The sequence below is a fragment of the Mesorhizobium sp. M1396 genome, assembly GCF_040317725.1.
Taxonomy (GTDB): domain Bacteria; phylum Pseudomonadota; class Alphaproteobacteria; order Rhizobiales; family Rhizobiaceae; genus Mesorhizobium.
This window is the reverse complement of sequence record NZ_JAMYLA010000018.1, coordinates 20934-32854: the sequence shown is the minus strand read 5'-3', so window position 1 is coordinate 32854 and position 11921 is coordinate 20934. Positions and strand designations below refer to the sequence as shown.

Annotated in this window: 12 protein-coding genes; 3 read left to right on the top strand and 9 right to left on the bottom strand. The window is 63.6% G+C overall.

Annotated elements, in window-relative coordinates; translation table 11 throughout:
* Window positions 1-7: 7 nt before the first annotated feature.
* Genes biuH through NKH02_RS14090 form a run of 4 tightly spaced genes read right to left on the bottom strand, consistent with a single transcriptional unit; the run spans window position 8 to window position 3922 of the window.
* Window positions 8-709 carry a biuret amidohydrolase gene (biuH, locus tag NKH02_RS14105; protein WP_352866664.1) on the bottom strand — a complete coding sequence of 234 codons (702 nt, stop codon included), beginning with the start codon at window positions 707-709 and terminating at the stop codon, window positions 8-10.
* Window positions 710-725: 16 nt separating this feature from the next.
* Window positions 726-1652, bottom strand: coding sequence for an ABC transporter permease (locus NKH02_RS14100; protein WP_352879469.1), 927 nt, complete (start codon window positions 1650-1652; stop codon window positions 726-728).
* Window positions 1652-2749, bottom strand: coding sequence for an ABC transporter permease (locus NKH02_RS14095; protein WP_352879590.1), 1098 nt, complete (start codon window positions 2747-2749; stop codon window positions 1652-1654). The genes NKH02_RS14100 and NKH02_RS14095 overlap by 1 nt, the downstream gene beginning before the upstream one ends.
* A 45-nt stretch (window positions 2750-2794) precedes the next feature.
* Complete coding sequence (locus NKH02_RS14090; protein WP_352879467.1) at window positions 2795-3922, bottom strand: BMP family ABC transporter substrate-binding protein; 1128 nt, start codon at window positions 3920-3922, stop codon at window positions 2795-2797.
* A gap of 335 nt (window positions 3923-4257) precedes the next feature.
* On the opposite strand from NKH02_RS14090, the gene NKH02_RS14085 reads away from it, so the two are divergent.
* A complete protein-coding gene (locus tag NKH02_RS14085) occupies window positions 4258-4914 on the top strand; it encodes a GntR family transcriptional regulator (protein WP_502913814.1) in 657 nt (218 codons plus the stop codon).
* Window positions 4915-5065: 151 nt separating this feature from the next.
* Here NKH02_RS14085 and NKH02_RS14080 read toward each other — a convergent pair whose 3' ends face one another.
* Window positions 5066-5665: an NADPH-dependent F420 reductase gene (locus NKH02_RS14080; RefSeq protein WP_352879466.1), complete on the bottom strand. Its 600-nt coding sequence runs from the start codon at window positions 5663-5665 to the stop codon at window positions 5066-5068.
* Between the two features lie 41 nt (window positions 5666-5706).
* Window positions 5707-6441 carry an SDR family NAD(P)-dependent oxidoreductase gene (locus NKH02_RS14075; protein WP_352879465.1) on the bottom strand — a complete coding sequence of 245 codons (735 nt, stop codon included), beginning with the start codon at window positions 6439-6441 and terminating at the stop codon, window positions 5707-5709.
* A 270-nt stretch (window positions 6442-6711) separates the two neighbouring features.
* Between NKH02_RS14075 and NKH02_RS14070 the strand changes: the two genes are divergently transcribed.
* Complete coding sequence (locus NKH02_RS14070) at window positions 6712-7608, top strand: LysR family transcriptional regulator (protein ID WP_352879463.1); 897 nt, start codon at window positions 6712-6714, stop codon at window positions 7606-7608.
* A gap of 261 nt (window positions 7609-7869) precedes the next feature.
* Here the strand turns inward: NKH02_RS14070 and NKH02_RS14065 are convergent, their stop codons facing one another.
* The 3 genes from NKH02_RS14065 to NKH02_RS14055 are packed head-to-tail and all read right to left on the bottom strand — an operon-like array spanning window position 7870 to window position 10478.
* Window positions 7870-8988 (bottom strand): mannonate dehydratase, encoded by a 1119-nt coding sequence (locus NKH02_RS14065; protein ID WP_352879461.1) that lies wholly within the window; start codon window positions 8986-8988, stop codon window positions 7870-7872.
* Between the two features lie 4 nt (window positions 8989-8992).
* Entirely contained in the window at window positions 8993-9778 is a 786-nt protein-coding gene (locus NKH02_RS14060) for an SDR family NAD(P)-dependent oxidoreductase (protein WP_352879459.1), read from the bottom strand.
* Entirely contained in the window at window positions 9771-10478 is a 708-nt protein-coding gene (locus NKH02_RS14055; RefSeq protein WP_352879588.1) for a FadR/GntR family transcriptional regulator, read from the bottom strand. The genes NKH02_RS14060 and NKH02_RS14055 overlap by 8 nt, the downstream gene beginning before the upstream one ends.
* 222 nt (window positions 10479-10700) lie before the next feature.
* Between NKH02_RS14055 and uxuA the strand changes: the two genes are divergently transcribed.
* Window positions 10701-11885, top strand: a complete 1185-nt coding sequence (uxuA, locus tag NKH02_RS14050; RefSeq protein ID WP_352879458.1) for a mannonate dehydratase — start codon at window positions 10701-10703, stop codon at window positions 11883-11885.
* The last annotated feature ends 36 nt before the right edge of the window (window positions 11886-11921 follow it).

Sequence of the window (11921 nt, the reverse complement as noted above, 5' to 3'; positions counted from 1 at the left end):
CGGTTCCTCACGGCAGTTGGGCGACGAATGACGCCGAGTTCGACACCGCGCCGAAGACGCCGCCTTGCATCTTGATCATCTTGATGGCGGCCAGATGGTTCCCATAGTCGGTCGCGCCACAGCAATCCTCCAGCATCACGCATTCGAAGCCGCGGTCGTTGGCCTCGCGCATGGTGGTGTGGACGCAGACATCGGTGGTGATGCCGGTGAGCACGATGTTTTCGATACCGCGCTGGTTGAGGATCAGCTCCAGGTCGGTGGCGCAGAAGGAGCCCTTGCCCGGCTTGTCGATGATCGGCTCGCCCTCGGCCGGATAGAGGTCGGGGATGATGTCCCAGCCGGGCTCGCCGCGCACCAGGATGCGCCCGCAGGGGCCGGGATCGCCGATGCCGGCATTGATGCGACGCGAGCGCCAGCGCTTGTTGGCCGGCAGGTCGGCGAGGTCGGGCCGATGGCCCTCGCGGGTGTGAATGATGGTGTAGCCCTTGGCCCGCATCTCCGACAGCACCGACTTGATCGGCTCGATCGGCGCGCGCACCAGCGACAGATCGTAGCCCATATGATCGACATAACCGCCCGGCCCGCAGAAGTCGGTCTGCATGTCGATGATGATCAGCGCCGTGTTGTCGGGACGAAGCTCGCCATTGTAGGGCCATGGATAGGGATCGGCGTCGATATAGCGCTGGGTGACACCGGCTCTGGCGTTCATGGCAAAAACTCCGGTCTCATTTGGTGATCGACAGTTCGCTCGGTGCGCCGGCGAGCGAACGGGTCGGCGACGACGTGGCGATCATGATGACCAGGGTGAGGATGTAAGGGGCGGCGTAGAAGAGGTAATACCCTTGCGTGACGCCGACCGACTGCAGCGCCGGCCCGAGTGCCCCGGCGCCGCCGAACAGAAGGGCGGCGGCAAAGCAGCCAAGCGGGTTCCAGCGCGCGAAGATGACCAGCGCCACCGCCATCAGCCCTTGGCCAGACGAGATGCGTTCGGTCCAGCTGCCGGGATAATAGAGCGACAGATAGGCGCCGCCGATGCCGGCGAGCGCGCCGCCGACGCCGGTGGCGATCAGGCGCACGGTGTTGGGGTTGAGGCCCATGGCGCGCGCGGCGTCGGAACTGTCGCCGACGACGCGCACGATGAGGCCGGCGCGGGTGTTGCGGAAGGCCCACCATAGGAACACCGCAAGTGCGGCGCCGATCAGGAATAGCACGTTGACGTCGAGGGCTGCCTGCACCTGCGGAATGTCCGACCATGCGCCCAACGGAATGGCCGGCAGGTCGGGCGCCGAGGGCTGGATGAACGGCTTGCCGAAGAAGAAGGCGAGGCCCGAGCCGAACAGCATCAAGGCGATGCCGATGGCGATGTCGTTGACCTTCGGGAATTTGCAGATCCAGCCGTGGAAGAGGCCGAAGCACAGGCCGGCGAAGGCGGCGGCGATGAGGCCGAGCCAGGGCGAGCCGGTCACAACCGCCACGGCATATGCGGCCATGGCGCCGAACACCAGCGTGCCTTCCAACCCGAGGTTGATGCGGCCCGAACGCTCGGTGATGGCTTCGCCGAGCGAGACGAAGATGAAGGGCGTCGAGACGCGGATCGCGCCGCCGAGGATGGCGAGCGGCACGCCCCAGAGGCCGATCCCGCTGGCGTCCATCAGTTGCTCCTCTGCCAAAGATCGGGGTTGAAGGCCTTGAGGCGGCCGTAGAAGGTCTCGCTGAAGAGGATGACGATGAACAGCATGCCCTGCAGCACCAGCACGGTGGCGTCGGGCAGGTCCATGCGGCGCTGGATCAGCCCGCCGGAGGCGTCGATGCCGCCGAGCAGGAAGGCGACCGGGATGATGGCCAGCGGATTGTGGCGGGCGAGGAAGGCGACGAGGATGCCGGTATAGCCATAGCCGGCGGCAAGCGAGGCGTTGGCGCTGCCCTGCACCGCCGCGACCTCCAGCATGCCGGCAAGGCCGGAGAAGCCGCCGGCCAGCCCGGTGAAGCCGACGATCAGCGAGCCGACGGCAAGGCCCTGCACCTGGGCGGCCCTGACATTGCCGCCGGCGATGCGGGCGGCAAAGCCCCAGCGGGTCTTTTCGATCAGCACCCAGGACAGAACGCAGGCGACGACGCCGACGGCAAGGCCCCAATGTACCTCCATGCCCGGCATGTCGCCGATGCGGTAGATATCGGCCAGCGGCTGGGTCGAGGGCTTGTTGAGCGAGGCTGGGTCGCGCAGCGGCCCTTCGACCAGCTGGTTCATCAGGGCGATGGCGATATAGGCCATCAGCAGGCTGGAGATGGTCTCGTTGACGGCGCGGTAATGGCGGAGCGCGCCGACGGCACCTATCCAGATGCCGCCGGCGGCCATGCCCGCCACGCCCATGACGAGAATGACGATGAAGGAGGGGGCGCCGTCGAGCGCCGTGCCTGCTGCCGCGGCGGCGACGCCGCCGAGCACGATGGCGCCCTCGCCGCCGATAACGACGAGGCCGAGCCGCGCCGGCAGCGCCACGCAGAGCGCCGCCAGCAACAGGGGTGCGGCGCGTGACAGCGAGTTCTGCACCGAGAACCACGAGCCGAAGCCGCCGTGCCACATCGTTTCATAGAGCTGGACCGGCGACTTGCCGACAGCCAGGATGAACAGGCTGAACAGGGCCATGCCGACGACCAGCGCCGCCAGCGGAATGACGAATGCTTCCGCCCGCCGCGCCATCCATTCCAGCGCCGCCGGATGACCCCTGGCGCCGAATGTCACCGGCATGCCGGCTTCCGTCACTATCTCCGCCATCGCCCCGCTCCCTTTCGGTCAGGCGGTCGAGCCGACGACCCCGTCGACCAGATAATCCATGCTTTCGAGTTCGATCGCGTTCTCGGGGAAAGCCTGGCCCTCGGTGGCCACGACAGCGCCCTTGTTGCTGTTCAGCGGACCCTTGATGACGGCGAAGCCGCCCTTCATCATTTCGGCCAGCGTGGCGTCGAACTGTTTGCGCGCCGGCTCGGAGACGGCGGGGCCGAGCGGGCTCATCTTGACGAAGCCATCGGCCAGACCGCCGCGCGTGAAGTTGGGCAAAGGCTTACCGGCGACGAGATCGTCGACGAACATCTTGTAGACCTTGGCCCAGTTCCATTCGGCGCCGGTCAGGTATTTCTCGGGTGCCAGCGGGCTCTGGTTGGCGTGGTAGCCGCAGACGAAGGCGCCGCGGCCGGCTGCCGTCTCGACCACCACTTTCGGGCTGTCGACATGGCAGGTGATGACATCGGCGCCCTGGTCGACCAGTGCGTTGGTGGCTTCCGCCTCCTTGACCGCCAGCGACCATTCGCCGGTGAAGATGACCTGGCAAGTGATCGTCGGATCAACCGAGCGCGCGCCGAGCAGGAAGGAGTTGATGTTGAGCAGCACCTGCGGAATGGGCTTGGCCGCGACGAAGCCGAGCTTCTTGGTCTTGGAGGTGTGGCCGGCGACGACGCCGTTGAGATATTGACCCATGCCGATATAGCCGAAGTAGGAGCCGGCATTCATCGGATGCTTATCCTTGTTCCACATGCCGCCGCAGTGGCGGAACTGAACGTCGGGGAATTTCGCGCACATGGCCAGCATGTGGGGGTCGAAATAGCCGAACGAGGTCGGGAAGATCAGCGAGGCGCCGTCGAGATTGATCATCGATTCCATAGTCTTTTGGACATCGACCGTCTCCGGTACGTTCTCCTCCTCGACGACGGTGATGCCCTCGATGCCTTTCAGCGCCGCTGCCCCCTCGGCATGCGCCTGGTTGTAGCCGTAATCATCCTTCGGGCCGACATAGATGAAGCCGACCGTGGCGCTCGCGGCGAACGCCTTGCTGATGGGAAAGGCCGCGGAGGCAAGCCCGAGTGCGGCTCCCGCGGCGGTGGTCTTGAGCAATTGGCGGCGGCTAAGCATGAATCGGTCGGTCATGTGAATGCTCCCCTGTAGGACCCTTTCCGGGTCGGTTAACGCCTTTTCAAGAAAGTGCATGCAATCGCTGTGCCAGTTCAAAACAGAAGATTTATGTAATGAAATCAGGAATGAATATTTTTTGCGCTGCACAATTGAAAGGCAATTGCATACACTTATTGCCTTAAACAAAGCCAGTTTGACAGACGGATTAAAATATAGGCATAGAGGATGCGAGGCGAGTCGGGTCGCGCCGTTCGGCGCTGATTTCATGGCTCGGACGTAGAAGCACGGAAGGCGAAGCAGATTTGTCGGGAAAGCGCAGCCTGATCCGGTCAGGCACGACCGTCGATCAGATGGTGAGGGCGATCGGCGACCGCATCGTCACCGGCGTGCTGCGCCCTGGTGAAAAGCTCGACGAGGCTTCGCTCGCCGCCCGCTTCGAGGTGTCACGCACGCCCGTACGCGAGGCGCTTGGCCAGCTCAGCGTCATGGGCCTTGTCGAAAGGCGACCTAACCGGGGCGCGATCGTCGCCGTGGTGACGCAGGAGCATCTCGCCTCGATGTTCGAAAGCATGGCCGAGTTGGAAGGCATCTGCGCCCGCTTTTGCGCCGAACGCATGACCGGCGGCGAGCGTCGCGCGCTCGAGATCGAACACCAATCCTCGGCCCGGTTGGTGCGGCTGGGCGCCGAGGAAGACTATGAATACTTCAACACCGAATTCCACAGCCGGCTCTATCGCGGCGCCCATAGCACGCACATCCAAGAGCTGACCGCCACGACGCGCAGCCGCCTCGCCCCCTTCCGCCGCGCACAGTTCAGACTAGCCGGCCGCCTGGCCAAGTCCTGGCAAGAGCATGACGCCATCGTCACCGCCATTCTGCGCGGCGATGGTACCGCAGCCGGAACCGCGGCCAAGAATCACGTCTCGATCGTCAGCGAGGCAAGTGCCGTCTTTGCCGTCGGTGATCAGCCGAAAGCCGCAAGCACGACGCAGGTCACCGCCGACTGAGAAACCAACTGGTTGCAGCACCGGCACATAGCGCCGAAGCTACGGATCTGGCTGCGCGACCTTGTGGCCTTCAAATTTTCGGTCGCGCGCTGCTCGAAGAGGTTGGCGCGCGACCAGTTCTCGGCGTCGATCGCACGCGGTCGTAGATCGATTATTGCTCCTTCTTGAACAAATCCTGGAAGATGAGCTGGCCCCAAGTGCGGCCGCGTGCGTGCACCAGCGCGCCACCCTCGTTGAGCTTTCCCAGCTTGACGGGTGCAAACCCGAGTTGTTTGGCCAAGGCCGCCACGGGTGCGATCGCGTCCTCGTCGTCGCTCGACAGAAAGACGACCCGGTGGCCGCCCTCGACGACCGGATCGGTAGCCAGGGTGGCCGCAACCAGGTGATTGAATCCTTTCACGAACTTGGCGCCGGTGAACGACTTCGCGACGAATGCGGAGGACGGGAGGCCGTCCAGCTCTTCAGGGACAGGAAACGCGTTCATCGCGTCGATGACCGTCTTGCCTTTCCAGCTCGGCAGGGCTTTCGCAACCTCGCGATGCTCCCCGAAAGGGACCGCCAAGATGATTGTGTCGGCCTCGAGTGCTTCCCGCAGCGACTTGGCGACGACCGTGGGTCCAATCGCCCGAGCCTGCGGCGCCAACGCCTCGGGCGGCCGGCGGCTTGCGACGGTCACGTCGATGTTTTTACGGGCGAAGGCGTGGGCGAGGGCCTGGCCTATCTTACCGAATCCTACAATCGCGTAGTTCATAATGCTTCTCCGATCCGTGTTGATATTGATTCCCCGACCCTTCAGATGGCCGAGAAGCCGCCGTCGACAGACAACTCCACCCCATTCACGAAGCTCGAATCGTCTGAAGCAAGAAACAGCGCGACCGCCGCAATTTCCTCAGGACGCCCCATCTTTCCCCGCGGGATCAGGGATTCGAACATCTGCTTCGCCTCCTCGGTGAGAACTTGGTCCTGCATCGGTGTGGCGATCGGCCCTGGGTGCAGCACGTTCACCCGGATATTCCTGCCCTTGAGTTCGTTGAGCCATCCGCGTGCGAATGCGAGCAACGTCGCCTTGCTCGCCGCATACACGCTGTAACCAGGAAAACCTTTGATCGAAGCAACTGACCCGGTCATGAAAATCGATCCGCCATCGTTGAACAGCGGCAACGCCTTCTGAACCGTAAACAGCGTGCCGCGCGCATTCAGGTTGAAGGCCGCATCGAAGTGCTGCTCGGTAATCTCGCCCAGTGGGACGGCTTCGCCGGTGCCGGCGCTCGCATACAGGACGTCGATCTTGCCCTTTTCCCGCTTGACTGTATCGAACAGGCGGTCGAGGTCGTCGAGATTGGACGCGTCGCCGCGCACGCCGGTCACGTTCCGGCCGATCAGCCTGACGGCCTCGTCGAGCGGCTCCTGTCTCCGGCCCGTGATGAAAACATAGGCGCCTTCTTCAACGAACCGCCTGGCGCTCGCCAGCGCCATGCCGCTCGATCCTCCGGTGATCACAGCAACCTTACCCTCAAGCTTTCCCATGACTTCTCCTTTTGTGTTGTCGGGACAGCATCTGCCTCCGAGGACCTCGAAATGGGTCCGCCGGTGTCAGTTGTTGAGTGCGGAAGCGCGCACATCGGTGGTGCGAAATCGATCCGGTTGGACGACTGACGCCAGCCGCGACGATCGGTGTCCGCCGTTCGGAATTGGGCCGCACTCGTCGACATAGGCCATTATTGACCACCCGCACTGCTGTTCGATGTGTTAGATACGGGCCTTTGGAAGGCGCACCGCGCGGTGCTGGATTGCACCATGATCGACTGGGATGACGTCCGCTACTTTCTTGCCGTCGCGCGCGCAGGCTCGGTGCGGGCCGCCGCCGTGCGCCTCGGGGTGAATCACTCGACCGCGCTGCGACGCATCGCTCAGCTCGAGGAACGCCTAGGGGCGCAGATGTTCGAAAAGCTGCCTTCGGGCTACCGCCTGACGGCCGCGGGCGAGGAGGTCCTGGAACTCGCAAACCAGATGGAATCGTCGTCGCACCAGCTGGAGACGCGCGTCTTCGGGCGCGACCAGAGCGTGCGCGGGCTTCTGCGGGTGACGCTGGCACCACCCCTGGCGACACATCTGCTCATGCCGGACTTCGCCGATTTCGCGCGTCTGCATCCGGACATCGAGATGGAAATCTTGTCGTCCGGCGAGCTGGCAAATCTGACCAATCGAGAGGCCGACGTCGCGATCCGCGTCGTCTACGACCGCAAAACCCTGCCGCTCAATCTTCACGGCCTGAAGGGACCGGAGCTGTTCGGCGGCGTCTACATGTCCTGCGATCGACTAGCCGCGTGGCGTGCGGGCGCGCCTGATCCCATCCGGTGGATCGTCATAAGCATTCATGGAATCCCGCACTGGGCCAGCGAGGGTGAGGTCCGCGCCACGGGGGTTCCATTCAGGACCTCGGACGCCGAGGCTCAGATCGTTGCCGTACGGCAAGGGCTCGGGATCACGACACTGCCATGCTTCGTTGGCGATGCCGACCCCCTGTTGGTGAGGGTGCCGGGTACCGACCTGCACCTGTACGGAACAGTTTGGCTCCTCACACAGGGGGAGACACGCAAGACGAAGCGCGTGCGGCTCTTCACCGAATTCGTATCCCGCAGGCTCGCCGCGTACGCGCCGCTTCTTGCGGGGCTGTCCATATCGCTCGACTGATGCGCGGCAGGTCGCCGGCGACGCTTGCCGTAATCCGGTCGGAAGCCGAGCTGCGATCGCTTGAAGCGGCGTCGTTCAGTCCGCGAATGGCGCGCCGTATCGCAACCGGCGCGAGGGCCGCACTACTACTGGCGGGGTACGGACACACCGAGAATCGTCGCTCAGGTCGGTATCAGTTCGCCCCCAATGCGTAGCGTGGCGATGCGCCACTGGCGACGTGGATTTCACCAGGCTTGAGATCATGGAGGCGCGTCGATTTTGTCATGAGGCTTGCATCCGGATGTTGGTGGCTTGGGCGGTCCGAGAAGGCCCGAGTGCCGCAGCGTTCTGGACCAGCGCACGCATGTAGCCCAAGGCAAAGGCCTTTCCGGCGTGCCAGGGCGCGTCGCAGGACATCTCCGGCGTGTGGTCCGGGATCATCACGCCGTCATAGTTTTCATCGCGCAGGATGCGGATGATTTCGGCCATGTCGATGTCGCCGTCATCGACGAAAGTCTCATGATAGTTAGGCACCTTGCCACGCACATTGCGGAAGTGGATGTAGCCGATGCGTTTGCTTCGAGCGAAGCGCCGGACGTGTCCGTAGATATCGTCGGTGCCCGGCATTTCCTGCAGCGAGCCGAGGCAGAGCTCCAGCCCATTGGACGGCGAGTCGACGATGCCCATCAGCCGGTCGTATTTCTGCGGCCGGTTGACGAGCCGCGCGGCGCCACGCAGCGCTTCGGCCGGCGGATCGTCGGGATGCGCCGCCAGCATGACGCCGGCCTCTTCGGCCACCGGAACGAGTTCCTGGAGGAAGACGTCTAGACGCTGCCAGAGCTCGTCGCTGCTGACTGTCACCGGCACGCCATTCGGCCGGCCAGCACGATAGCGCATGTTCCAGACCACGCCGTCGGGGAGGGGCAGATCGGGATCGATGGCAGCGAGGTCGAGCCCCACCGACATCGCCTCGCCCCGAGCGAATGGGCCGCGCGACCAGCCCCAGACGCCGGCGATCGAGAAGTTGTAGCCGATACAGGGAATACCGGCACGTCCGGCATCGCGAACAAGGCGCTTCAATCCTTCGATCTGTTTTGCCCTGTCAGGACCGCCGAGCAGCACGTCCGACCAGAAACGCGGCGAGAAATTCTCGATCGCGGCGATTTCCAGGCCGTTGTCACGCACGGTCTTCACCAGACCGACGAAATCCTCATAATCCCAAAGCTCATCGCTGGAGCAATCGCCCCAACCCTCGGCTTCGCTGCCGGCGGACAGCGAAGGATCGCGGCCGCGAAAATAGTTGGTGAGGTGGGCAACGATGTGGGTGGCGCCTGCCTGGCGGGCGAAGCGGAAATTATCAGGGGTCAGCGACTCCCGGTAAAGGCCAAGACCGATTTTCATGGCTCTATTTCACGCCGATACCGGCGGTTAGGCCGCCATCTATTCTGTAGTCCGCGCCAGTGCAGAAGCCGGCCTTCGACGAGCACAGGAAGGCGATCAGCTCCGCCACCTCCTCCGGCTCGCCGATACGGCCAAGCGGATGGGCCGCGCCGAAGCGCTTGTAGGCAGCCTCGACATCGGCATCCGTGCCGCTGTCGCCGCGCGCGGCCCTCTCCAGGATCGGAGTGCGGATCGAGCCCGGGCTGACGGAATTGACCCGGATACCCGCCGCCGCATAGTCGAGCGCCAGCGATCGCGTCAGCGTGTGGATGGCGCCCTTGGTCGTGGCATAGGCGGCGACGTTCTGCTGACAGGCGAAGCCCTGCACCGAAGCGACGTTGACGATGGCGCCGCCGCCACGCTTGATCATTTCCGGGATGCCGAAATGCGCTGTCAGGTAGATCGATCCGACATTGACCGTCATTGCGCGGTTCCAGGTTTCCCAGTCGGTTGTCGTCGCTGTCCCGTAAGGATGCACCGCCGCGGAATTGACGATGATGTCGATGCCGCCGAATTTCGCGACGCCGGTCGCGACCGCGTCGCGAACCTGGTCGGAAACCGAAACATCCACCGTTTGCACCAGCGCATTCGCTCCGGCTCCGGCGAGGCTTTCCTGCATGGCCGCATTGGCTGCCTCATCGATGCCGCAGGCGACGATCGCGGCACCCCCCTGCGCCAGACGCTTCGCGGTGGCGACCGCGATGCCGGTCGTGCCGGTGATCAGCGCAACCTTGTTCTCAAACTCAGACATGCTGCAAATCCTTGGAAGATGTCGGGTCCGGCAGCGCCGGCGAGGTGCGAGCGTTTTCGAGGTCGTCGGGAACGAAGCGCAGGCCGAAATCGAGATGTCGGCTCATCAGGTAGCTGTAAGCGATGCGGTCGCGCGCCCGCAGAGCCGCGATGATCTCGCCATGGGCGTGGCGTGTCTCGCTCAGCACCGGACGGATGGATTTGCCGACGGTCATGATGTGCAGGATGACCGGCGACAGGAACTGATAAGTCTGCACCAGCATGCGGTTGCCGGCAAGCTTCATCAGCGCCAGATGGAAATCGAAATCGCGCTGCGCGGCTTCCTGGACGTCCTTGCTGGTTTCGATCAGGCCGTTGACTTCGTCCAGGACATCGAGTTCGGCGGCACTGGCATTGAGGATGATGTGGTCGCCGATGCTCACTTCGATGATGCGGCGAAACCCCTGTATGTCGTGAAAGGAGGTCCTTGAAATATCCATCTGGGCGGCGAAGAAATTCTGGATCGCGATATTCTGGCGGTCGGCCAGTACCGCGCCGACACGCGGCTTGGGGTCGATCAGGCCATAGGTGCGGATGGTGCGCAGCGCCTCGCGTATCGTGTTGCGGCTGGCGCCGAATAGCTCGCCAAGGTCCCGCTCGGTTGGCAGGACGTCGCCGACGGACATGGCGCGGTTCCGAATGAGGTCAAGGATCTGCCGCACAGTCTGGTCGACGGCCGAACTGCTGACTCCGGCATCTTCCGTCGCTTCTTGATCCAAGGGTTGTCTCTCCTTATTTGTTGGACCAAGCCTAGGCCCAATCGGATAGGAAATCAATCGGCGCCCGGCAAAAGAGGGAAAAAGGATCGCCGCCAGAAGAATTCAGCTTGTTGACAGGTCTGTGGTCCAACAATATGGTCGCCTTGTTAACATTGAGGAGGCTTCATGGAACAGTGCTGGCGCTGGTATGGACCGAACGACCCGGTAACTCTCGATCATGTCAGGCAGGCAGGCGCGACAGGCGTGGTGACGGCCTTGCACGATATCTATGACGGGCGCGCCTGGCCGCTCGAGAGCATTCTGGAGCGCAAGCGGATCATCGAGGCCGCTGATCTGACATGGTCGGTTGTCGAGAGCATTCCGGTCCATAATTCCTTCAAGATCGGCGCACCGGAACGCGAGCGCTACGCCGGCTTCTATCGCGACAGCATCCGCGCACTTGCCAGGGCCGGCATTGCGACGGTCTGCTACAATTTCATGCCCGTGGTCGACTGGACCCGCACGGATCTGGCCTATCGGCTTCCGACAACGGGTTATGCGCTGCGATTCGACGCGGTCGATTTCGCGGCCTACGATTTGTTCGTGCTGAAGCGCAGGAATGCCGAGGCCGGCTACAGTGCCGCCCGCATCGCCGAAGCGGAAGCGCGACTGAAGGAACTGAGCAGCGAGGCGATCGACAGGATCGAGCGCAACCTGATCGCCGGCCTGCCGGCGACGGAGCGCAGCTACAACAGGGACAGTTTTCGCGAGGCCCTGGCGGAATACGATACGATCGATCCGAAGGAGCTGCGCGACAACCTTGCGTGGTTCCTGCGCGAGATCATTCCGGTGGCCGAAGAGGAGGGGGTGCGCATGTGCATCCATCCAGACGACCCGCCCTTCTCGCTCTATGGCCTGCCCCGCATCGTCTCGACCGCCGAGGATGCGCGTTTCATCCTCAACGCCGTGGACAGTCCGGCCAACGGCCTGACGTTCTGCACCGGCTCTTACGGCACGCGCGCCGACAACGACATCGTCGCCATGGTCAAGGAGTTCGCCGGCCGCATCCATTTCGCCCATCTGCGCAACATCACCATCGAGGATGACGGCTCGTTCTACGAAGCCGAGCATCTCGAGGGCGGCACCGACATGGCGCATGTCATCCTCGCTCTGATGCAGGAGGAGACGCGGCGCCGGAAGGAGGGCCGCGCGGACTGGCGCATTCCGATGCGGCCAGATCACGGCCATCTGCTCGCCGACGATATCGGCAAGACCAGGATCAATCCCGGCTATTCGCTGATCGGGCGGCTGAAGGGCCTCGCCGAGCTGCGTGGCATCATGCGCGCCGTGGAACGCTTCGGGCTGGCATGAAGCCGTCAGGAAGCCAACTGTCATTTGCATATGTAA